General features: G+C 59.3%; 23 protein-coding genes and 1 pseudogene. 13 read left to right on the top strand and 11 right to left on the bottom strand.

The genetic code is table 11. The features are described from left to right. The first annotated feature begins 95 nt into the window (after positions 1-95). The gene (gene stpA, locus UTM25_RS14390; protein WP_032660403.1) at positions 96-500 is read left to right on the top strand and encodes a DNA-binding protein StpA; all 405 of its coding nucleotides are present in this window, start codon (positions 96-98) and stop codon (positions 498-500) included. A 38-nt stretch (positions 501-538) separates the two neighbouring features. Here stpA and UTM25_RS14395 read toward each other — a convergent pair whose 3' ends face one another. The 3 genes from UTM25_RS14395 to UTM25_RS14405 form a co-directional block, all read right to left on the bottom strand. Further along, complete coding sequence (locus tag UTM25_RS14395) at positions 539-718, bottom strand: hypothetical protein (RefSeq protein ID WP_023308920.1); 180 nt, start codon at positions 716-718, stop codon at positions 539-541. A gap of 79 nt (positions 719-797) precedes the next feature. Continuing rightward, the gene (locus UTM25_RS14400; protein ID WP_194401167.1) at positions 798-1,319 is read right to left on the bottom strand and encodes a rhodanese family protein; all 522 of its coding nucleotides are present in this window, start codon (positions 1,317-1,319) and stop codon (positions 798-800) included. 9 nt (positions 1,320-1,328) lie between these two features. Beyond that, on the bottom strand, positions 1,329-1,628 hold the full coding sequence (locus UTM25_RS14405; protein ID WP_121424485.1) for an ArsR/SmtB family transcription factor: 300 nt from the start codon (positions 1,626-1,628) through the stop codon (positions 1,329-1,331). A 179-nt stretch (positions 1,629-1,807) separates the two neighbouring features. Between UTM25_RS14405 and UTM25_RS14410 the strand changes: the two genes are divergently transcribed. Continuing rightward, positions 1,808-1,966, top strand: coding sequence for a YqaE/Pmp3 family membrane protein (locus UTM25_RS14410; RefSeq protein ID WP_023308917.1), 159 nt, complete (start codon positions 1,808-1,810; stop codon positions 1,964-1,966). Here the strand turns inward: UTM25_RS14410 and UTM25_RS14415 are convergent. Beyond that, positions 1,963-2,892 (bottom strand): LysR substrate-binding domain-containing protein, encoded by a 930-nt coding sequence (locus UTM25_RS14415; RefSeq protein ID WP_023308916.1) that lies wholly within the window; start codon positions 2,890-2,892, stop codon positions 1,963-1,965. The two genes, UTM25_RS14410 and UTM25_RS14415, sit on opposite strands and share 4 nt — an antisense overlap. Before the next feature lie 320 nt (positions 2,893-3,212). Between UTM25_RS14415 and UTM25_RS14420 the strand changes: the two genes are divergently transcribed. From UTM25_RS14420 to UTM25_RS14450, 7 genes are all read left to right on the top strand, one after another. Further along, a complete protein-coding gene (locus UTM25_RS14420; RefSeq protein ID WP_194401166.1) occupies positions 3,213-3,818 on the top strand; it encodes an ankyrin repeat domain-containing protein in 606 nt (201 codons plus the stop codon). Between the two features lie 106 nt (positions 3,819-3,924). Continuing rightward, complete coding sequence (gene fdrA / locus UTM25_RS14425) at positions 3,925-5,466, top strand: acyl-CoA synthetase FdrA (protein WP_194401165.1); 1,542 nt, start codon at positions 3,925-3,927, stop codon at positions 5,464-5,466. Next, positions 5,466-6,881, top strand: a complete 1,416-nt coding sequence (locus tag UTM25_RS14430) for a DUF1116 domain-containing protein (RefSeq protein ID WP_194401164.1) — start codon at positions 5,466-5,468, stop codon at positions 6,879-6,881. The genes fdrA and UTM25_RS14430 overlap by 1 nt, the downstream gene beginning before the upstream one ends. 11 nt (positions 6,882-6,892) lie before the next feature. After that, positions 6,893-8,446, top strand: coding sequence for a xanthine permease (locus tag UTM25_RS14435; RefSeq protein ID WP_320714923.1), 1,554 nt, complete (start codon positions 6,893-6,895; stop codon positions 8,444-8,446). Then, positions 8,443-9,399: a carbamate kinase family protein gene (locus UTM25_RS14440; RefSeq protein ID WP_194401162.1), complete on the top strand. Its 957-nt coding sequence runs from the start codon at positions 8,443-8,445 to the stop codon at positions 9,397-9,399. Before UTM25_RS14435 ends, UTM25_RS14440 begins: the two co-directional genes overlap by 4 nt. Position 9,400: 1 nt before the next feature. Next, a complete protein-coding gene (locus UTM25_RS14445; protein ID WP_194401161.1) occupies positions 9,401-10,780 on the top strand; it encodes an amidohydrolase family protein in 1,380 nt (459 codons plus the stop codon). Between the two features lie 132 nt (positions 10,781-10,912). Further along, a complete protein-coding gene (locus UTM25_RS14450; protein WP_194401160.1) occupies positions 10,913-11,647 on the top strand; it encodes a class I SAM-dependent methyltransferase in 735 nt (244 codons plus the stop codon). Here UTM25_RS14450 and UTM25_RS14455 read toward each other — a convergent pair. After that, a complete protein-coding gene (locus UTM25_RS14455; protein WP_194401159.1) occupies positions 11,641-12,243 on the bottom strand; it encodes a short chain dehydrogenase in 603 nt (200 codons plus the stop codon). The genes UTM25_RS14450 and UTM25_RS14455 overlap by 7 nt on opposite strands. A gap of 97 nt (positions 12,244-12,340) precedes the next feature. On the opposite strand from UTM25_RS14455, the gene UTM25_RS14460 reads away from it, so the two are divergent. The 3 genes from UTM25_RS14460 (at position 12,341) to UTM25_RS14470 (ending at position 15,034) form a co-directional block, all read left to right on the top strand. Then, the gene (locus UTM25_RS14460; protein ID WP_194401158.1) at positions 12,341-13,228 is read left to right on the top strand and encodes a LysR family transcriptional regulator; all 888 of its coding nucleotides are present in this window, start codon (positions 12,341-12,343) and stop codon (positions 13,226-13,228) included. A gap of 20 nt (positions 13,229-13,248) precedes the next feature. Then, positions 13,249-14,430, top strand: coding sequence for a PLP-dependent aminotransferase family protein (locus UTM25_RS14465; protein ID WP_194401157.1), 1,182 nt, complete (start codon positions 13,249-13,251; stop codon positions 14,428-14,430). Positions 14,431-14,515: 85 nt separating this feature from the next. Further along, complete coding sequence (locus UTM25_RS14470) at positions 14,516-15,034, top strand: DUF6622 family protein (RefSeq protein ID WP_194401156.1); 519 nt, start codon at positions 14,516-14,518, stop codon at positions 15,032-15,034. Positions 15,035-15,036: 2 nt separating this feature from the next. Here the strand turns inward: UTM25_RS14470 and UTM25_RS14475 are convergent, their stop codons facing one another. Then, a complete protein-coding gene (locus UTM25_RS14475) occupies positions 15,037-15,456 on the bottom strand; it encodes a nuclear transport factor 2 family protein (RefSeq protein WP_194401155.1) in 420 nt (139 codons plus the stop codon). Between the two features lie 96 nt (positions 15,457-15,552). On the opposite strand from UTM25_RS14475, the gene UTM25_RS14480 reads away from it, so the two are divergent. Next, positions 15,553-16,284: a helix-turn-helix domain-containing protein gene (locus UTM25_RS14480; protein ID WP_194401154.1), complete on the top strand. Its 732-nt coding sequence runs from the start codon at positions 15,553-15,555 to the stop codon at positions 16,282-16,284. Positions 16,285-16,354: 70 nt separating this feature from the next. On the opposite strand, the gene UTM25_RS14485 is transcribed toward UTM25_RS14480, so the two are convergent. The 5 genes and pseudogenes from UTM25_RS14485 to UTM25_RS14505 all read right to left on the bottom strand — a co-directional run bounded on the left by UTM25_RS14485 (position 16,355) and on the right by UTM25_RS14505 (position 21,710). After that, positions 16,355-16,702 carry a HigA family addiction module antitoxin gene (locus tag UTM25_RS14485; protein ID WP_033146339.1) on the bottom strand — a complete coding sequence of 116 codons (348 nt, stop codon included), beginning with the start codon at positions 16,700-16,702 and terminating at the stop codon, positions 16,355-16,357. A gap of 10 nt (positions 16,703-16,712) precedes the next feature. After that, a pseudogene (locus tag UTM25_RS14490) lies at positions 16,713-16,868 on the bottom strand (type II toxin-antitoxin system RelE/ParE family toxin); the annotation flags it as partial. 63 nt (positions 16,869-16,931) lie between these two features. Further along, on the bottom strand, positions 16,932-18,101 hold the full coding sequence (locus UTM25_RS14495) for an HlyD family efflux transporter periplasmic adaptor subunit (RefSeq protein WP_086374946.1): 1,170 nt from the start codon (positions 18,099-18,101) through the stop codon (positions 16,932-16,934). Between the two features lie 10 nt (positions 18,102-18,111). Next, entirely contained in the window at positions 18,112-20,310 is a 2,199-nt protein-coding gene (locus tag UTM25_RS14500) for a type I secretion system permease/ATPase (protein ID WP_194401153.1), read from the bottom strand. Further along, positions 20,307-21,710: a TolC family outer membrane protein gene (locus UTM25_RS14505; RefSeq protein ID WP_194401152.1), complete on the bottom strand. Its 1,404-nt coding sequence runs from the start codon at positions 21,708-21,710 to the stop codon at positions 20,307-20,309. The genes UTM25_RS14500 and UTM25_RS14505 overlap by 4 nt, the downstream gene beginning before the upstream one ends. Between the last annotated feature and the right edge of the window lie 37 nt (positions 21,711-21,747).

Genomic DNA, 21,747 nt, shown 5'->3' on the forward strand with positions numbered 1-21,747 from the left:
CCCGTACGGACCCTTGGGTAGATATTTCAACTCAAATGAATTATTCTGTCGGCGATTTATCTATTTACCCCCCAAAGAAAAGGTTTCCAAATAATATGTCTTTGACGTTACAGAATCTTAATAATATCCGAACCCTGCGCGCCATGGCGCGTGAATTATCCCTGGACGTTCTTGAGGAAATGCTGGAAAAGGTCAGGGTCGTTACTGAAGAGAAACGCAGCGAGCTGACGGAATTAGAGCAGCAGCGTGCTGAGCAGCAGGAAAAAATTAATGCCCTGCTGGAGCTGATGAAAGCTGATGGTATTTCACCGACTGACCTGCTGGGTTCTGAACTGGCGCAGACGGGTAAGCCAGCGAAAAAGCGTAAGCCGCGTGAAGCAAAATATCGCTTTATTGACCAGAACGGCGAAGAGAAAACGTGGACCGGCCAGGGCCGCACGCCGAAGCCTATCGCCAGCGCGCTGGCAGACGGTAAATCACTGGATGATTTTCTGATCTAACGAATGAGCCGGGCGGAATATGCCGCCCGGCTGACTGTTCAGCAGACGCCGAAATCGCCTTCTTCGGTATAAGGCGCTACATCGGCGGCTTTCAGCGTATATTTCTCGCCTTGCTCATTGCTGGCCTGGACCGCCACAATGCTGTCACCGTTCACTTCGAGCACTTTCAGTTTCGGGCCGCCTTTACGCGGTTGCACATAATCACCGACAGAAAACATATTACCTCCTCATCGTTTTAGCGATCTTCACCTTAGCCCACGCATGACGCCGGGTACAGCGTATTTCACCGCTTACTGCTTATGAGGTACGCCGGTTCCAGGGCATTACCATGAGCAGTCGCGCCATGCCGCAAAAGCCCGTCACACCGGCGAACAGCAGCCCGGCTCCGACAAAACCGCTGAGAAGGAAAAAGCCGCTGGAGACGCTATAGCCCAGCACAACGCCGCAGAGTATCAACAGCCCGGCGGCAATTTGCACCTGACGCATCAGCGGCAGCGGCTGGGATTTGTCTTCAACGGTCGGCAGTCCGGCCTGTTTCCAGCCCTGAATGCCCCCCTCGACCACAAATGCCTCTGCGGGCGCGGCGGCCTGAGCAAGGCGCTCGGCATTGCCAGAGGTGCGGACGCCAGACTGGCAGTGAAAAATCAGCGTATCACCCACCTGCGCGCTAAGTCCGCCGGGTAAGGTATCCAGCGGCATGGACCGCGCGGCGGGAATATGCTCGCGGGCGTACTCATCGGCATCACGTATATCAATCAGTTTTGCGCCTTCAGCGACGCGGGCATTGGCCTGGCGCGGTGAAAGAAGAGGAAGTGACATGGCGACTCCTTACGGGCAATAAAGGGTTTTCAGGGTGCTGATAAGCTGATGCACCGCATCGTTTTTAATGAAATAGAGAATGCGCTGCGCGTCGCGAGTGCTGTCGATAAGCCCTTCCTCACGCATGCGCGCCAGATGCTGCGACGTGGCGGAAGGACTTAACCCCGTGGCTCGCGCAAGCTCCCCCGCGCTGGTGCCGGGCGCTCCGCACAGGGTGCAGAGGATCAGCAGCCGACGCGGGTTGCTCATCGCTTTTAAAAGGGTTGCGGCCTGCTCTGCGCTGGCCTGAAGCTGTTCGAGTTCGGTCATGATAGTTTAGTGTTTGCTTAATTAAGTGAATGCTAAACTAATCCGGTGCATTAAACCAGCGTCAAAAGCGTAAAAGAGGGTAAACGCGAGGCCCGGAACTGGTACAGACGAATAAACTGGCTATGCTTACAGCGTTCTCTTTTTTATTTTCAATGGATTAGATTGAACGGAGTGTTTATATGGGATTTTGGCGTATTGTTTTTACGATCCTCATACCGCCGCTGGGCGTGCTGTTGGGTAAAGGATTTGGCTGGGCGTTTATTATCAACATTCTTCTGACGCTGCTGGGCTACTTCCCCGGCCTCATTCACGCGTTTTGGGTACAGAGCAAAAGCTAGGCGCGCCACAGTAAATCGCTATAGATATCGGTCAGTACCCCCGCTGGACCAAACTGCTGCTTGATCCACCGCGTGACCTGGCCGGTTGCGGCATGCTGCGTGGCGAGCAGCATGCGCGAATCCTGACGCGGGTTATTGATTCGTCGGGTGACCAGCAGCCCCGCGTCTACCGCCTCGCGGGCCATGTATTCCGGCAAAAAGCCAATCCCTTCGCCTAGGATCTGACACTGACATTTGGTGTTAAAGTCTGGGACCAGAATCGCCTCCTGCCCGTGCAGCAGCCAGCCAACCTTTTTGTTAATGGTGTGCGCGGTATCTTCCACCATGATGTTGGGATACAGGCGCAGCTGGCTTTCCGCTATTGGCTCAGGGGTGAATGCCAGCGGGTGTTCCGGCGCGATGGCAAACACCCAGCGAATGGCACCGATCTCGGTGTAATCAATCCCGCCGCCGTCCAGCAGCGTGTCCGGCGCGCCAATCGCGATGTTGGCCTGATTATTAATGATCGAATCCCAGACGCCGTTATACACCTCGGTGGTCACGGTGATCTGGCAGGTGGGAAACTGCTTTTTTAGCACCTGCAGCAGCCGTGCCGTGTGGCGCGGCGTGTATAAAAGCTGGTTGATACAGATGCGTACCCGCGCCTCAATGCCCTGAGAAATGGTATCTATGCCGCGCTTGATGGCGTGAAAGTCGTTCAGCAGGTCGGTGGCCTTACGGTAAAAGTAAAAGCCGGACTCGGTCAGCTCAATGCTGCGCGTGCTGCGGACAAACAGCACCACGTCCAGACCGGTCTCCATGCGTTTGATGGTGTAACTGATGGCGGAGGTCGTCACGCCCAGCTCGGCGGCGGCTTTGCTGAAGCTGCCGAAGCGTGCGGCGGTAGTAAAGGCCAGCAGGTTCTCCTCGGTAAAGATGGAATTCATATCTCACTCCCTTCAGCCATCAGTTTTGAACATATTTTAACAGCGTTGTTACAACGCATTTGAAGCCGATCACAGTTCTTATCATTTGCCGAAAGCCCCACACAGTAAGGCTTCGTCAGGCATAAGCATAATGCAGCCAGAAGCGCTAAAAAGCGGAGAAACATAAGAAAAAGGTTGCACAGACGCACGTTTTGACCGGTTTATTGAATTTACCTCAACAATGAATTGACTGTCGATGAATCATTTTTAAGCGGATTCTTTTATGACCAGGCTGTTGCTATTCTCAGGTCAACAGAAATAAAAACATCGGGAGTCTGAATATGTCTGCGAACGAACTCGTTACTGAATTTCTGCTGGCGGCAGAAGAGGGCAATAGCGATGCGCTAAAAGTCTGTCTGGAGAAAGGCGTGGATATTAACGCCACCAATCGACAGAAAAGAACCGCCGTTATTATTGCCAGCCTGAAAAAGCATTATGACTGCGTGGCGTTATTAATTGCCGCCGGGGCGGATATTGATAAACAGGATCAGACCTGCTTTAACCCTTTCCTGATTAGCTGCCTGACCAACGATATCACCCTGCTGCGCCTTGTCCTTCCGGCAAATCCGGATCTCGACCGCCTGACGCGCTTTGGCGGCGTGGGCATTACCCCTGCCAGCGAAAAAGGGCACGTGGAGATCGTGCGCGAGCTGCTGGAGAAAACGGATATCAACGTCAATCACACCAACTTTGTCGGCTGGACGCCGCTGCTGGAAGCGATCGTGCTTAACGACGGCGGCGCTAAGCAGCAGGAGATCGTGAAGCTGCTGCTGGATAACGGCGCGAACCCGCACATGACCGATAAATACGGTAAAACCCCGCTCGAACTGGCGCGGGAAAAAGGCTTCGATGCAATAGCTGACCTGCTGCTGGCGGCGGGCGCATAACGCATTCGGCCAGCCTTTTCCGGCTGGCCGCTAATTAAAACGCATTTTTACCGACGTGCATTTTGCACGACGGCGGCCCCCTTTTATCCGCTTTCAGGAGAAAATAATGCCCACAAAAATCGTCATAAAAAAGAACACATATTTTGACTCCGTCTCATTAATGTCCGTTTCCACCAGAGCCAATAAATTACCGGGCGTCGAGCAGGCGTTTGTCGCGATGGCGACGGAAATGAACAAAGGCGTATTAAAAAACCTCGGGCTATTAACGCCGGAATTAGCGGAAGCCAAAAACGGCGACCTGATGATCGTAATTAAAGGCGACGCGGCGAATGATGAAACCCTGGCGGCCATCGAAGCGCTGTTCACGCGTAAAGAGAGCGGCGGCACCCATGAAGCGCGCTACGCTACGATTGCCAGCGCCAAAACCCATCGCCCGGAGAGCAACCTCGCGGTGATTTCCGTCAACGGCACCTTCGCCGCCCGCGAAGCGCGCCAGGCGCTGGAAAACGATCTCAACGTGATGCTGTTTTCCGATAACGTGTCGCTCGACGACGAGCTGGCGCTGAAGCAGCTGGCGCATAAGAAAGGTCTGCTGATGATGGGGCCGGACTGTGGCACCGCCATTATCAACGGCGCGGGACTGTGCTTTGCCAACGCGGTGCGCCGCGGACCGATTGGCATCGTCGGCGCATCCGGCACCGGCAGCCAGGAGCTGAGCGTGCGCATTCACGAATTCGGCGGCGGCGTGTCGCAGCTGATTGGCACCGGCGGACGCGATCTCAGCGAGAAAATCGGCGGCCTGATGATGCTCGACGCCATCGACATGCTGGAAGCGGACGACGCGACCCAGGTGATTGCGCTGATCTCCAAGCCGCCGGCCCCTGCGGTGGCGGAGAAAGTGCTGGCCCGCGCGCGCGCCTGCCGCAAGCCGGTGGTTGTCTGCTTCCTCGGTCGCAGCGAACCGCCCGCCGATGAAGACGGCCTGCAGTTTGTGCGCGGCACCAAAGACGCGGCCCTGAAGGCGGTCCTGCTCACCGGCATCAAAAAAGAGTCCCTCGATCTGCATCCGCTCAACTGGCCGTTGATTGAAGAGGTGCGCACTCGCCTGACGCCGCAGCAGAAGTACATTCGCGGCCTGTTCTGCGGCGGCACCCTGTGCGACGAGGCGATGTTCGCGGCGCTGGAGAAATTCAACGACGTTTACAGCAACATCCAGCCCGATCCGTCTAAGCGCCTGGGCGACGTCAATGTCAGTAAAGCCCACACCTTCCTCGACTTTGGCGACGATGACTTCACCAACGGCAAGCCGCACCCGATGATCGACCCGACCAACCGCATCAGCCGCCTGCTGCAGGAGGCGCGCGATCCTGAGGTGGGCGTCATCGTGATGGACTTCGTGCTGGGCTTTGGCGCACATGAGGATCCGGTCGGCGTGATGATCGACGCTATCAAAGAGGCGCAGGCGATCGCGAAGGCCGATAACCGTCCGCTTGAGATCCTCGGCTACGTGCTCGGCACCGACCAGGATCCGCAGTCGCTGGCGCAGCAGTGCCAGCTGCTGACCGACGCAGGCGTCATCTGGGCCAGCAGCAGTACCAACACCGGATTACTGGCTCGCGAATTTGTCTGCAAAGGGGAGAAAGCATAATGACGACCTTATTCAACCAGCCGCTGAACGTGATTAATGTCGGCATTGCGATGTTCAGCGATGATCTTAAAAAACAGCACGTTCCCGTGACCCAACTTGACTGGACGCCGCCGGGGCAGGGCAATATGCAGGTCGTTGAAGCGCTCGACCAACTGGCGGAAAAACCGCTGGCGGAGAAAATCGCCGCCGCTAACCGCATCGCCCTTGAGCGCATTATTCAGTCCCATCCGGTACTGGTGGGCTATGACCAGGCCATTAACGTTGTGCCGGGCATGACCCGCACCACCATTCTGCACGCCGGTCCGCCTGTCGCCTGGGAAAATATGTGCGGGGCGATGAAGGGCGCGGTCACCGGGGCGCTGGTGTTTGAAGGGCTGGCGAAAGATCTGGACGACGCGGCAAGGCTCGCTGCCTCCGGAGAAATTACCTTCTCACCGTGCCACGAGCACGACTGCGTGGGCTCGATGGCGGGCGTGACCTCCGCGTCGATGTTTATGCACATCGTTGAAAACAAAACCTACGGCAACCGCGCGTTCACCAATCTCAGCGAGCAGATGGCGAAGATCCTGCGCATGGGCGCTAACGACCAGAGCGTGATCGACCGCCTGAACTGGATGCGCGACGTGCTCGGCCCGATGCTGCGCGACGCGATGAAGATCGTCGGCGAAATCGACCTGCGCCTGATGCTGGCCCAGGCGCTGCACATGGGCGACGAGTGCCATAACCGCAACAACGCGGGCACCACGCTGCTGATCCAGGCGCTGACGCCGGGGCTGATCCAGGCGGGCTATCCGGTGGAGCAGCAGCGCGAGGTGTTCGAGTTTGTCGCCAGCAGCGACTACTTCTCCGGCCCGACGTGGATGGCGATGTGTAAGGCCGCGCTGGACGCTGCCCACGGCATTGAGTACAGCACCGTCGTCACCACCATGGCGCGCAACGGCTACGAGTTTGGCCTGCGCGTTTCCGGCCTGCCGGGGCAGTGGTTCACCGGCCCGGCGCAGCAGGTGATTGGCCCGATGTTCGCGGGCTATAAGCCGGAAGACTCCGGGCTGGATATCGGCGACAGCGCCATCACCGAAACCTACGGCATTGGCGGCTTTGCGATGGCGACGGCTCCGGCAATCGTTGCGCTGGTGGGCGGGACGGTGGACGAAGCCATCGACTTCTCCCGCCAGATGCGCGAAATCACCCTCGGCGAAAACCCGAACGTCACCATTCCGCTGCTCTCGTTTATGGGCATTCCGACTGCTATCGACATCACCAAAGTCGCGGGTAGCGGCATTCTGCCGGTGATTAACACCGCCATTGCCCATAAAGATGCGGGCATCGGCATGATTGGGGCGGGCATCGTTCACCCGCCGTTTAGCTGTTTTGAAAAGGCGCTGTTGACCTTCCGCGATCGCTACTTTTTATAAGGCATGCATCCATGAAAAACATGAAGCTGGAGTGGAAAAGAGGTGACTGGGCGGCGTATTTCGGGTTGATGACCAACAACCTGACCAATTTGCTGACCATGATGGGGCTGCTCATTTTTGTCGTCGGCATCCCGAAGGAGATTGTTTATGGACGCATCGCGCCAGCCTTCGGGCTGGCGGTGCTGGTGGCGAGTATTTGCTACGCCTGGTTTGGCATGCAGATGGCGCGCGCCACCGGGCGTACGGACGTGACCGCGCTGCCGTCCGGCCCGAGCGCGCCGTCAATTTTTACCGTGACCTTCCTGGTATTGATGCCGGTTTATCAGCAGACCGGCGATGCGGACTTCGCGATCCAGATTGGCCTAGTGTGGTGCTTCGTGGAGGCGATGATCCTCGCGGGCGGTTCGTTCCTGGGGGAAACCATCCGCAAGATGATCCCGCGTACCGTGCTGCTGTCGTGCCTCTCCGGTTTGGGCCTGCTGCTGCTGGCGATGAACCCGATGCTGCAGGCGTTCGAAGCGCCGACCGTGTCGTTTATCGTGCTGCTGCTGATCTTCATCAACTGGTTCGGTAAAAAGCCGATTTTCGCCCGTATCCCGACCGGCCTGCTGCTGCTGATTGCCGGTACGGCACTGGCGTGGATCTCCGGTCTGCAAAGCCCGGAAGCGATTAAAGCGTCCATGTCATCCTTCGGCTTTAACCCGCCGGAAGTGCACGTGAACAGCTTCATGCAGGGCCTGCCGCACGCGCTGCCGTATCTGGCCTCTGCCGTGCCGCTGGGGCTGGCGAACTACATCTTCGACCTGGAGAATATCGAAAGCGCCCACGCGGCGGGAGATGCGTACCCGACGCGTAAGGTGATGCTGGCGAACGGTCTGGCGTCGATGCTCGGCTGCCTGATGGGAAACCCGTTCCCGGTGACGGTCTACGTCGGCCACCCCGGCTGGAAAGCGATGGGGGCCAGCATCGGCTACACGCTGGCCTCGGGCGTGACCATGTTCATCGTGCCGCTGTTCGGGCTGGGGGCATTTATGCTCGCCATCATTCCGATGACCGCCATCGTGCCGATTCTGGTGTTTATCGGCGTCGTCACCGCCAACCAGGTGGTGAGGGAAACGCCCAAAGTGGAGGTGCCGGTGATCTTCATCTGCCTGTTCCCGTGGATCGCCAACTGGGCGCTGACCATGATGAACAGCGTGATGGGGGCGGCGGGCACCAGCGCGACGAAGATCGGCACCGACGTGCTGCACAGCAAAGGAATTTACTACGAAGGCCTGGTGCATCTCGGCAACGGCGCGCCGCTCGCCAGCATGCTGTGGGGCTGTATCGCCATCTTCGCCATCATCAACAAGCCGCTGCGCGGAGCCGTTGCGGCCGCCGTCGGGGCGCTGCTCGCGCTGTTTGGCGTGATCCACGCCCCGGTGGTGGGCTTTGCCGAAGGCAGTTCGCTGATGTTCGTTACGGCCTACCTGATGATGGGCGGCATGTTTGTGGTGAAGCATGTGCTGGATAGCCGCGAAGCGGCGAGCGCTGAGCCGGGTACTGTTGTGAAGGAGCACGTATGAAAGAGCTTATGGTCGTCGCCATCGGCGGCAACAGCATTATCAAAGACAACGCCAGCCAGTCGATTGAACATCAGGCGCAGGCGGTGAAAGCAGTAGCAGAGTCGGTGCTGGAAATGCTGGCCTCCGACTATGACATCGTGCTCACGCACGGCAACGGCCCCCAGGTGGGGCTGGATCTGCGCCGCGCCGAAATCGCCCACGAGCGGGAAGGGCTACCGCTGACGCCGCTGGCAAACTGCGTGGCGGACACCCAGGGCGGGATTGGCTACCTGATCCAGCAGGCGCTCAACAATCGCCTGGCCGCGCGCGGGGAGCAAAAAGCGGTCACGGTCGTTACGCAGGTGGAGGTGGATAAAAACGATCCGGGCTTTACTCACCCTACCAAACCTATCGGTGCGTTCTTCACCGAGGCGCAGCGCGACGAGCTGCAGCAGGCACACCCGGACTGGCATTTTGTCGAGGATTCAGGCCGTGGCTACCGTCGCGTGGTGGCTTCACCGCAGCCGCTGCGCATCGTTGAGGCCGACGCCATCAAAACGCTGACGCAAAAAGGCTTTGTGGTGATCGGCGCGGGCGGCGGCGGAATACCCGTGATTCGCAGCGAGCAGGGCGACTACCAGAGCGTCGATGCGGTGATTGATAAAGATCTCTCCACCGCGCTGCTGGCACGCGAGATCGGCGCCGACGTGCTGGCGATCACCACCGGCGTGGAGAAGGTGTGCATCAACTTCGGCAAGCCAGACCAGCAGGCGCTGGACACTGTAAACGTGGCGCAGATGACGCGCTACAGGGAGGAGGGCCACTTCCCGGCGGGCAGCATGTTGCCCAAAATCGACGCCTCGCTGGAATTTTTACACCACGGCGGCAGGCGCGTGATTATCACCTCGCCGGACTGCCTGCCCGCGGCGCTGCGCGGGGAAACCGGCACCCATATTGTTAATGAAGGAAGATAAGATGAGTGAAAACAAAAGCCGCCGCGAATTTATTAGCCAGAGCGGCAAAATGGTCACCGCCTGCGCGCTGTTTGGCGCCACCGGATCCGTCGCGTATGCTGCTGACTCCGCGAAGCCAACCTGCGAGACGGGCAAACCGATGAGCATCACCGCGAAACATTACTATCTGGACAATGTGCTGCTGGAGGCCGGGTTCAACGTCGACGGCGGCGTGGCGACGAGCACCCGCACCGAGCTGAAAACGCTGGAGATTAACGACGGGAAGATCGTCGCCCTGCGCGATAACAAGCGCCACGCCGACGCCACGCTGCCGCACTACGATGCGGGCGGCAAGCTGATGCTCCCGGCGATGCGCGACATGCACATTCACCTGGATAAAACCTTTTACGGCGGTCCGTGGCGCTCCCTGAACCGCCCGGCGGGTACTACTATTCAGGACATGATCCGCCTTGAGCAGAAGCTGCTGCCGGAGCTACAGCCCTACACCCAGGAGCGTGCGGAAAAGCTGATCGATCTGATCCAGTCGAAAGGCTCCACCATCGCCCGCAGCCACTGCAATATCGAGCCGACCTCCGGCCTGAAGAATCTGGAAAACCTGCAGGCGGTTTTATCGCGCCGTAAGCCCGGCTTTGACTGCGAAATCGTCGCCTTCCCGCAGCACGGCCTGCTGCTGTCAAACTCCGAAAAACTGATGCGCGAGGCGATGCAGGCCGGGGCGCACTACGTCGGCGGGCTGGATCCTACCAACGTCGACGGCGCGATGGAGAAATCCCTCGACACCATGTTCCAGATTGCGCTGGACTACGACAAAGGCGTGGACATTCACCTGCACGAAACCAGCCCGGCGGGCGTGGCGGCGGTGAACTATATGGTGGAAACCGTGGAGAAAACGCCGGAGCTGAAGGGCAAGCTGACCATCAGCCACGCCTTCGCGCTGGCGACGCTCAACGAGCAGCAGGTGGATGAGATCGCCACCCGCATGGCGGCGCAGCGGGTGACCATCGCCTCCACGGTGCCGATTGGCACCCTGCATATGCCGCTGAAGCAGCTGCGCGAGAAGGGCGTGTTCGTGATGACGGGGACCGACAGCGTCATCGACCACTGGTCGCCTTACGGTCTGGGGGACATGCTGGAGAAGGCGAATCTTTACGCTCAGCTCTACATCCGCCCGAACGAGCAGACGCTCTCCCGCGCGCTCGGTATTGCCACCGGCAACGTGCTGCCGCTGAATGACAAAGGCGAGCGCGTGTGGCCAAAAGCGCAGGATGAAGCCAGCTTTGTGCTGGTGGATGCCTCCTGCTCCGCCGAGGCCGTGGCGCGCATTTCGCCGCGCACCGCGACGTTCCATAAGGGCAACCTTGTCTGGGGCTTGGTGGGTTAACGTGCATTTCTCCCTCTCTCTGTGGGAGAGGGGGGAAGGGCATCAGGCCGCACTTCCGTAGGTCGGGTAAGGTGAAGCCGCCACCCGACAATGCAGTATACTGCTATGCACATTCTTAAAGAGGGATCTGCCATGGCACAAAACATCTACGACAATCCGGCGTTTTTTGAAGGCTACGCCCAGCTTCCACGCTCGGTGCAGGGTCTGGACGGCGCGCCGGAGTGGCCCGCGCTTAAGGCCATGCTGCCTGATTTGACCGGCAAATCGGTTGTCGATCTCGGCTGCGGCTACGGCTGGTTCTGCCGCGCGGCGCGCGAGCTGGGCGCTGCTGACGTCACGGGGGTCGATATCTCAGAAAAGATGCTCGCCCGCGCAGCGGAGCTTACCGCTGACCCACAGATTCACTATCAGCGTAGCGATCTGGAATCTCTTAAGCTTAACGAGAACAGCCTCGATCTGGTCTACAGCTCGCTGGCGCTGCACTACCTGCCGGAACTGGATACGCTATTCGCCAGGGTTCAGCGCGCGCTCAAGCCCGGCGGCAGCCTGGTCTTTTCGATGGAGCACCCGATCTACACCTGCGCCACCCGTCAGGGCTGGCTGACCGACGATAACGGCGAGCGATACTGGGGCGTTAATCATTATCAGGATGAAGGCAAACGCATCAGCAACTGGCTGGCGGACGGGGTGGTGAAATATCACCGCACGCTCGGCACCACGCTTAACGCGCTGATCGGGGCCGGATTAACGATAAGCGACGTCAACGAGTGGGGTCCAGCGCAGGCGCAGATTGACGCCTGGCCCGCGCTGGCCGAAGAGGCGGAGCGCCCGATGCTGGTGCTGATCGCCGCCCGTAAGGCTCAGTAACCCACCTTATACACCCGCCCGCTCTGCACGCCTTCCACGCTGCGGCGATAGGCCAGCGCCACGGTCGCGGCGGGAACGCTCTCAAAGCCCGGGAAGAAGCCGTCGTAGGTTTCGACGGATTCGGTGAGTACCGTCGGGCTAATCAGGTTGATGCGGATCCCGCGCGGCAGCTCGCAGGCTGCAGCGCGGACAAACCCTTCCAGCGCCGCGTTTACCGTGGTGGCATTCACGCCCTGGGCAATAGGCTCGTGCGCCACGATGCCGCTAATCAGGGTGATCGAGCCGCCCTCGTTCAGGTAGTGCTGGCCGATCAGCGCCAGGCGCACCTGCCCGAGCAGCTTGTCTTGCAGGCCCTGGTTGAAGTCGCTGTCCTTCATGGTCGCGAGCGGGCCAAAGTAAAGACCCCCGCTGGCGGAGACAATCGCGTCCACCGGGCCGATTTTTTCAAACAGCGCCTGGACGCTCGCCTGCGAGGTGATATCTACCTGCTCGTCGCCCTGCGTGCGGCCGACGCGGATGACCTCGTGGCGAAGACTCAGCTCTTCCGTTACCGCACGACCGACCGTACCGCTGGCACCAATAATCACGATTTTCATAGCCGACTCCTTATGTTGTGAGCCTTCATTCTTTAATAAATAAAAATGCAGATAAACTGGGCTAAAGTTAGAAGATTGCTAACCAGAGGTTTGGAATATGGATAAGCTTCGCAGTATGGAGACCTTTATTGCCGTGGTTGAAAGCGGCAGTTTTACCGGTGCGGCGGCTCGGCTGGAGATGTCGGCGGTAATGGTGGGGAAATACGTTGCGCTGCTGGAATCACAGCTCGGCACCCGCCTGCTGGAGCGTAACACGCGGCGCCAGAGCCTGACCGACGCCGGGCGGGTCTATTTCGACGAGGCGAAGCGGGTGCTGGAGCAGGTCGCGATCGCCGAAAGCGCCGTGGAACGCCTGCGCGCCGTGCCGTCCGGCACCCTGCGCGTGACCGCACCCACCTCGTTTGGCGGCAGCGCGATCGCGCCGCTTACGGCCTCTTTTTTACAACGCTACCCGGAAGTGCGCATCGAGCTGGATCTCACCAACCGGATGGTGGACCTGGTGGAGGAGGGCATCGATCTGGCCATTCGTATTGGCGACATTCACAACGACGATCTGGTGGCGAAATACCTCTGCCCTTACCGGATGGTGATCTGCGCCGCGCCGGACTATCTTGCGCGCTACGGTACGCCGCAAACCCCTGCCGATCTGGTGGATCATCTCTGCTTATCCCACAGCGTGTGGACCGCACGCAACGAGTGGCGGCTGCCGGGCGTCGAAGGCGAGGTGCACTGGAAGCGGGATGCGGTCTTGAGATGCAACGACGGCTACGGGCTGCGGATGGCCGCGAGAGCCGGAGCGGGGCTATTGCTGCAACCGGAGGTGCTGGTGGCGGAAGATCTGGAAAGCGGCAGGCTGGTGCGGGTGCTGGAGGCATTTATTCCGGCGCCGAGACCCGTGCATTTGCTGTGGCGTCAGGATTTACGACCTCTCCCTAAGCTAACGGAATTTATCGCCCATATTCTGCTAAGATTGGGCACACTATAAAAAAAGAAGGTATGCAAAGAATGTCTGTGAATAAACTCGCCAGCAGCGCGCAGGGCCTGCAATCATCTGCCATCCGTGAATTATTAAAACATAGCAAAATGGCTGGCGTCATTTCGCTGGGCGGGGGGATCCCTAACCCGGCCTTGTTCGATCACGAAGGCCTGAAAATTGCCGCTGATGCCGTTTTATCACAGCATTTTGGTGAGGCCTTTCAGTACGGTCTGACCGAAGGTGTTCCGGGGCTGCGTGAAGAAATTCAGCGCATCTGTGAAGGGCGCGGGATCCGCTGCAAGGCGGATGATGTGGTCGTGACCTCCGGTTCACAACAATCGCTCGACGTGCTGGCGCGTGCGTTAATCAACCCAGGTGACACCGTGGTGGTTGAGCGTCCAACCTATCTTGCCGCGCTGCAGGTCTTCGGTCTGGCGCAGGCGAATTTTGAATCCGTTGGAACAGACGGCGACGGCATGAAGGTGGATGAGCTTGAAGCGCTGGCGGCAAATAAAACCATCAAAGCGGTCTATATTGTTCCGACGTTTGGCAACCCTGGCGGGGTAACCCTCTCTGAGGCGCGTCGCAAACAGCTGGTGGAATTATCGAAGCGCTATGACTTCGTCATTATTGAAGACGATCCGTACAGCGAAATTAATTATACCGATGAAGTTTTCCGCCCGTTAATTGCCCATGCCAAAGATATCGGCAACGAAGACAACGTGGTGTATACCTCGACCTTCTCCAAAATTCTTGCTCCAGGAACCCGCGTGGGCTGGGTGCTGGTGCCGGAATGGCTGAAGCGCGCAGTAGTAAACCTTAAGCAAACCACCGACCTGCACACCAGCACGCTGTCGCAGCTGATGACGTATGAATACCTGAAAACCGGTCGCCTGCCCGATCAGATTAAAACGATCCGCGAAGCCTATCGCCAGAAATACCAGACGTTCGCAACCGAGCTGGAGGCCGAGCTGGGCGATGTGATGTCGTTCCACAAGCCGAAGGGCGGCATGTTCCTGTGGGCGAATATGAAAAATGGTAGTAATACCACCCGCTGGCTGGAAAAAACGTTAAGTAACGGCGTAGTATTTGTGCCGGGCGAATTTTTCTACTGTAATGAGCCAGACCATTCAACGCTGCGTATGTCGTTTGTCACGCCAACGGATGAAGAGCTGAAGGAAGCGGTTCAACGCCTGAAAAAATCGCTGTAAAAGACCTGCGCATAATGGCTTTCCTGCCGTTATGCGCAATACGCGTTCAGGGCGGCACGGGCCGCGATCGTCCATGGAGATCTCCATGTTTGAATTTCTGTTCGGTGTCGTTACGCACACGCCCGCCTGGGTGTGGGTGCTGTTTATCTTCCTTATCTCTCGCGGCATTAAAGCCCGCAGGCCTGCCACCGTTACGCTGGAGAGGCTTGCCATCATTCCGGCAATATTTCTAATCTGGGATATCTACGATCTGGTGGTCTACCGCACGCTGACGCCCGGAACTGTCGCATTGTGGACGGCGGGGATCCTCGCCGGGGCCGCGCTGGGGTATTTCATGATTAAGCAGGCGGTTATCACCCGCGCAGATGCGCCGCGCAGCCTTTATCGTCAGGCAGACTACACCGCGCTGCCGTTTATGATGCTGGCGTTCGGCGTCAAGTATGTGCTGGGCGTGATGAGCGCGGTCTCTCCGCAGACGATGCAGCAGCCCGCCATGAGCGCGCTGGCGATCGTCTCCGGCGGCGTGTTTGCCGGCGTGTTTCTCGGGAAATTTGCGCGTTATATTGGCGTGTATAACAGCGCCGCACCGCGCCCGGCGGAGTAAGATTATTCTGTCGCGTGTGCCAGCATGCGATCTGCAGCATCGCCGCTGAGTGCTCGCGTGACTTCATGGATCCGCCAGATTTTCCCTTCACGCAGCGCGGCAAACAGGTAAACCTCGATCTCTGCCTGACGACCATCAGGATACGTGACCGTCACGAGATGCCGGTCAGCCAGAAGTTCGTCATGACAGGCTATCTCCACCACGGTAAAGGCGATCGCGCGGATCTGCGAGCTGACGTGGCTCAGATGCTGGACAAAAACCCGGTAGTCAAGCGCGTGACCGTCCGTAAACTGCTGGTAATCGGGCGTAAATACCTCTGCCGGATCGATATCGCCGTTGAATAAGCGGGTTAAGAGGCAGGCCATCTTTTCGCGCTGCGCGGCGTTGTCGGTGTGGGATATCAGGGACGTGATAATGCTCATGCGGGCTCCTTATATGGTGAATCATCATTATCCTTGACAGCCGAAGACGTAGTTTCTGTAATGCGTCGATGAATAACGATTTTCGGTCAAAATGATATGGTCAGTGCTGAAACGCTCCTTCATCCCGGCGGGTACCGAACGCCCTGGCACAGTCATCGCACCGGCCAGCTGTGGCGCATTGCAGCGGGGCTGCTGGTCATTGAGACGCCGCAGGCGCGATCGGTCGTACCGGCAAAACACATCGGCTGGATCCCTCCGGATCGGCAGCACGCCGCTTTTTCCGAAAGTGCGATAGAAGGCTACGCTATCTATCTTGATCCCGCCGGATGCGCAATGCTTCCCGATGCGCCCGCGCTGTTCGAGCCCGACGATCTCACCCATGCACTGTTTTCCCGTTTATGCGATGCAGAGAGCGAGTACGATCCGCGAAAGCTGACGTTGCTGCTGGATGAGCTTGCCCTGACGCCCCAGGCTCGCTTTTCTCTGCCCGTGCCGACGGATCCGCGTCTGAAGAAAGTGGTCAGCCATTTGCTGCAGTTTGTCGATGATAACCAGACGGTCGAGAGCCATGCTGTTCATGCTGGGATGAGCGTACGTACGTTCAACCGTCGATTTAGCGCCCAGACCGGAATGAACTTTGTTAACTGGCGGCAGCTGGCGCGCGTCATGCGGGCAATGGAGTGGCTGGCGGCGGGGAAGCCGGTAGGGTGGATTGCGCTGTCCTGCGGCTACAGCAGCGTCAGCGCATTTATTGAGGTTTTCAGAGCATGGACCGGTAAAACGCCGGGGCAGTGGGTGATTAAAGAAGGCCCTTTTGGGCGAAGGTAATACGCGTGGCTGCGTTGAGATCCAGCTCTTTTAACGATTAAAAGTATTGATAGGTGAATTGTTTACCGAATCAGGCTACATCCGGCTGGCCAGATTTTCGCTTAGCCATGACGTCCGCAACGGTCTTTATACGGCTTAGCTCCTCCTGCGTCCTGGGGTTGGATTGCGCTTCCCAGATATCGACGTTCAGCTGTAAGTTAAGCCAAAATTCAATCGTGGTATCAAAGGCTTTTGCCAGTTTGATCGCCATATCGGCAGTCAGCTTGCGATTGTTATTGACCAGCGCGCTGATGGTGTTGCGGTGAACATTGAGCATCTCCGCCAGATCGCTGATTTTCAGATTGAGCGGTTCAAGATACTCATACTGCAACACGTCGCCCGGCGTGGTGGGTTTGCGGAGTGCCTGTTGAAGTGTCATAGGTGATGCCTCACTTGTGTTGCGTGTACTTGTGTGGAGAGAGGTAGAGATCTTCTGCTTTACCCTCTGTCCAGCGAAATATGAGCCTGTATTGCCTGTTTACTCGGATTGAGGAATATCCCTTCAGCGGAGGATTCAATGCTTCATACATATTGCCCGGTGGCGCTGCGCTTGCAAGGGCCTCCGGGTATGTAGGCCGGGTAAGGCGGAGCCGCCACCCGGCGATTGACTACCGCTCCCGCAGCGCCTCTTTCGCACGGTTAAACGGCTTGATCAGATAATCCAGCACCGTTTTCTCGCCGGTCTTAATGTCCACCGTCGCAATCATCCCCGGCACAATCGAGAAGTGCCTGCCGGCCTTATTCACCAGGTAATCCTGGCTGGTGCGGATAAACACCCGGTAATAGAACACTTCCGGCTTGGCCTCGTCCTGGATGGTGTCCGGAGAGATCGTTTCGACGACCCCGTGCAGGCCGCCGTAAATGGCGTAATCGTAGGCGGTGATTTTAACCAGCGCCTCCTGGTTCGGGTGGATAAAGGCGATATCGCGCGGCGACAGGCGGGTTTCGATCAGCAGGTGATCGTCCACCGGCACAATCTCCATCAGCTCGCCGTTGGGCGGGATCACGCCGCCGATGGTGGTGACCTTGATGTTTTTCACGATCCCGCGTACCGGGGATTTTACCGTCAGACGGGTGACGGAATCCTGGCGGCCCTTGAGGATCGCTGAAACCATATCCACCTCGGCGTTGGCCTTGGATAACGCCTCCCGGGCCTGGACGTAATACTGCGAACGCACGTCGGTGAGCTTCAGCTCCAGATCGCTTTTCTGCCGCTGCAGGCGCAGCACCTCCACGTGGCTGGCGGCGCCGGTTTTGACCAGCCGCTGGGTGATGGCCAGCTCCTTGTTGGCGAGATCTAACGCGGCGCGCAGCTCCCGCTGGGTATCCTCCAGCTGCGCGCGGCGGGAGTTGTAGAGGCGCGTTTCGTCAGCAATCAGATCCGGCCATTTTGCCAGCGAAGGAGGGAACTTCAGCGGGAGATCGTTCACCTCGGCGTACAGGCGAGCGCTGGAGGCCAGTGAGGCCCGGTAGCGCGCCGCGCTTTCGCCGACGTTCGATTCGGAACGCGTCGGATCGAGCCGCGCCAGCACCTGCCCGGCCTGCACCTGATCGCCCTCGTGGACGTTCAGCTCGGTGAGGATCCCGCCGTCGAGAGACTGTAAGACCTGCTCGCGCGAGCTGGGGATCACTTTACCCGAGCCGGTTGATACCTCATCCAGCACGCCAAACCACGCCCAGACGCCCAGCACCACAAACATCAGCAGCGAGAAGATCACGATCCGACGCGCGCCGGTGTAGCCGCTTTCGGAGTCAAGGGCGTTATCCAGATCGTCCATTGCCGCCACGTCACGCTGACTGATTTTCATTTTTCCACTCCCGTCCGGTTGCTGCCTGCTGCTGTTGCTGCTGCATACGGCTGTTGTTCAGCGCCTGGGCCTTTGGCGCGTCCATCACCAGCATCCCCTCTTTCAACACCACGACGCGCTCCACCAGTTCCAGTACCGGTACGCGATGCGTGGCGACAATCAGGGTGCGATGCCCGAGCCAGTCGCCCAGACGCTGGATGAATTCGCGCTCGGTGTGCTCGTCCAGCGACGCGGTGGGTTCATCCATCAGCACAATATTCGGATCGCGCAGCAGCATCCGCGCCAGCAGAATCGACTGGCGTTGCCCGCCGGATAACCCCACGCCGTTTTCCATGATCGGGTAGTCCAGCCCCTTGGGCAGCTTCTGCACGAAGCCTGCCGCGCCGGTCAGCTCCAGCGCCTCGAAAATCTCTTCGTCGGTGGCGCGCGGCATGCCGAGGGTGATGTTTTCGCGCAGGGTGCCATAAAACAGCCGCGCGTTCTGGGTCATAAAGCCGACGTTGCGCCGCACGTCGGCGACGTCGAGATGCGGCAGGCTGAAGTTATCAAGCCGCAGCTCGCCGGCCGCCAGATCCATCCCGCCCGCCATGGCCTGCAGCAGGGTCGATTTGCCCGCGCCGTTGCGCCCGAGGATCGCCACTTTTTCTCCCGGCCGGATCTCCAGCCGGTTAATGCGCAGCGCCATGCGCGGATCGTCCGGCTGATAGCGGAACTGCGCCTGCTCGAAGAGGTAGTGACCGCGCAGCACGTCCTGGCGGATCGGCGTCTCCTCGCGCTGGTTTTCGGTGGGAAGCTGCATGATGCTGTCCAGCCCCTCTTTTGCCGCTTTGACCTGCTGCCAGCGCGCCAGCACGCCGCACAGCGTCGCCATCGGGGCGATCATGCGAGAGGCCAGCATCGACGCGGCGACCACCGAGCCGGTGGTCAGGGTGCCGTCGATCACCATCGGGGCGCCGACCACGATCACCCCGGCGTAGACCAGGCTCTGAATGGTCATCCCCCAGCTGATCAGGTTCTGCGTCAGCTCGCGGGTGCGCAGGCCGGATTCCGCGGTGATCTGGATATAGCTGTTCCACTGCTGCAAAAAGCGGTTTTCCGCCTGCATCAGCTTGATGTCCTCCAGCCCCTGCACGCTCTCCACCAGCACCGCGTTGCGCAGGGTCGATTCATGGGCCGACTGTTTCGCCAGCTCCGCCAGCTTCTTCTGCAGCAGCAGGCCGGGCAGGACCATGATCACCGCCGCGACCGGGGCGATCCACGCCAGCTGCGGGGCGATGATCGCCAGCACCACCACGAACAGGAGAAAGAACGGCAGATCAACAATCGTCGAGATGGTGGACGAGGTGACCATCTCGCGGATCTGCTCCAGCTCGCGCAGCTGAGAGATAAAGCTGCCGGTGGAGCGGGGGATCGCGCTGTTGCGCAGCCGCAGCGCGTGGCCGAACACGCGATCCGAAACGCGCATGTCCGAGCGCTTGCCGAGCAGATCCATAATGTGCCCGCGCGCCACGCGCAGCACAAAGCCAAACAGGGTGGCAATCAACACCCCGATGGTCAGGACGTAAAGCGTCGGGTAGGACTGGGCGGGGATCACCCGGTCATAGACCTGCATGGAAAAGACGATTCCGGAAAGCGACAGCACGTTGATAAAGAGGGCGGCCAGCATGACCCAGCTGTAGGGGCGCAGGTCGCGCATCACCAGCCGGTAGAGCCAGTCCGGACGGTATTTTGAGATATAGGCGTCCACGCGGCTGTCCTTCAGCGCGGCGAGTGGACGCAGGGCAATAACGTGGCGGATAGCGGGCAGCAACGCCGTCATCGACAGCCGGTTGGTGTAGGTCTCATTGTCAAAAAAGCTGACCTCCAGCGTATCCTCCCCGTCGAAATGCTCGATCACGCCGATCCTGCCGTCGTTCATCGCCACCACTACCGGCAGACGCCAGCTGTTGATCGCCTGCCGATCGTCGGTAAGGAGCTGAAACGACAGCCCCGCTTCGCGGGCCAGCTGGGTGAGGGCGGGCACCATCGGTTTGCCTTTTAGCCACGGTGCGCCTGCGATCAGAGCGCCGGGCGAGCAGGCGACGCGGTAGCGCGTGGCGACAAAACCGAAGGCCTGCGCCCACTGCGCAAGCGCCTCATCCGTCATCGTTTCACCCTGCGGGATTTCGCGTTGCTTCATGGCTGGATCTCCACGGTCTGGATGGTGCGGTTATCAAGATCGAACGCATGACGCAGCTGCCCGGTGTTATACAGGCAGTTGAGCTGCAGCTGGTGCAGCTGACCGAGGGTCTGCTGCTGGGTGAAGCGCGCCTGATAGACCTCCTGCTCGGCGTTGAGCACGTCGAGCAGCGGGCGCGAACCGAGATCGAGATACTGCTGCTGGTAAAGTTCGCGGGTGCGTGCGCTGAGGGCTTCCTGGCGGCCCTGGATTTGCAGCGTGCTTTGCAGGCTCATCACCTGGCTGCGGGCTTCCAGCAGTTTCTGGCGGACGTCAAGGCGCGTACGCTGAATGGTGGACTGCGCCGCCTCCACCGCGTGTCCGGCAGCGTTACGCCGGGCGGTGAGGCCGCCGCCCTGATAGAGCGGCATCTGCACTTTTACCCAGGCGGAATACTGGGTGCGATCCCGGGTTTCACTCCCCGCGTAGCGATCGTTCATATAGTGACGCACCTCCGGCTCCAGCGAGACGGTGGGCGTCATCTGCGCGTCGGCGTAGTCGAGATTCGCCTGGGCGACGTTAGCCTGCGCCCAGGCGGCAAGTACCGCGGGCACCAGACGGTCATCCGGCTCGGCGATGTCGCAGCTCCGGCCCAGCTTTTGCGGAAAGTCATTGCTGATTGCGTTCAGGCTGTTCCAGCCGAGAAAGCTCATCAGCGTGGCGCGGGCGCTGTCCAGGCTGGCCTGGTACTGCATCAGCTGGGCGCGCGCGCCTTCAATGCGCGCATCGGTCTGCACCACGTCAGAGAGCGACGTGGCTCCTTCGTCGTTACGCTGGCGGGTCAGCGTGCCAATCGAGGAGAGGGCGTCGAGCTGTTCTTTAGCGGTGTCGACCATCTGCTGCAAGGTTTGCACCTGCACCATGGCGATGGCGGTATCGTGGGCAATAGTGTCGATACTCACCAGCACGTTGGCCTGCTGCTGGGCAACGCCCGCGCTCTCGGCGCGCACCTGGCTGGCCACTTTGCCAAAGTCGTAGAGCATCTGTGAGAGAGAGAGCACCAGCGACGGTGTAAAGCCGTTCTGGTCGCCGTCATGGGAATAGCCGTTGTCCACGCCGGCATTAATCTGCGGATAGTATTTTGATTTAGCGACGTCCACCTCTTCGCTCTGTTCATAGAGTTTTCCCACGGCTTCGCCGATCGCCGGGTGCCAGGTGACGGCGCGGTTAACGGCATCGCCAAGCTGCAATGAACCGGGTGCGGCTTTGCCAGACGCAGGTGCGACGCGGCCATTGAGCGAGGGGAGTTCCTGCGTTTCGCGAAGCTGCCCGGTATTGATGATTGCCGTCGGGTTCGCGCAGAGAGCGGGCATAGATATCAGGCAGCACGAGAGCCACCAGTGAGGCATCTTCATTCCCATGTCATGTCCCTATTAAAAAGAGTATGTCTTTATTATT

The sequence above is a fragment of the Enterobacter sp. 61D5 genome, from assembly GCF_034107965.1.
Classification (GTDB): Bacteria; Pseudomonadota; Gammaproteobacteria; order Enterobacterales; family Enterobacteriaceae; genus Enterobacter; species Enterobacter cloacae_M.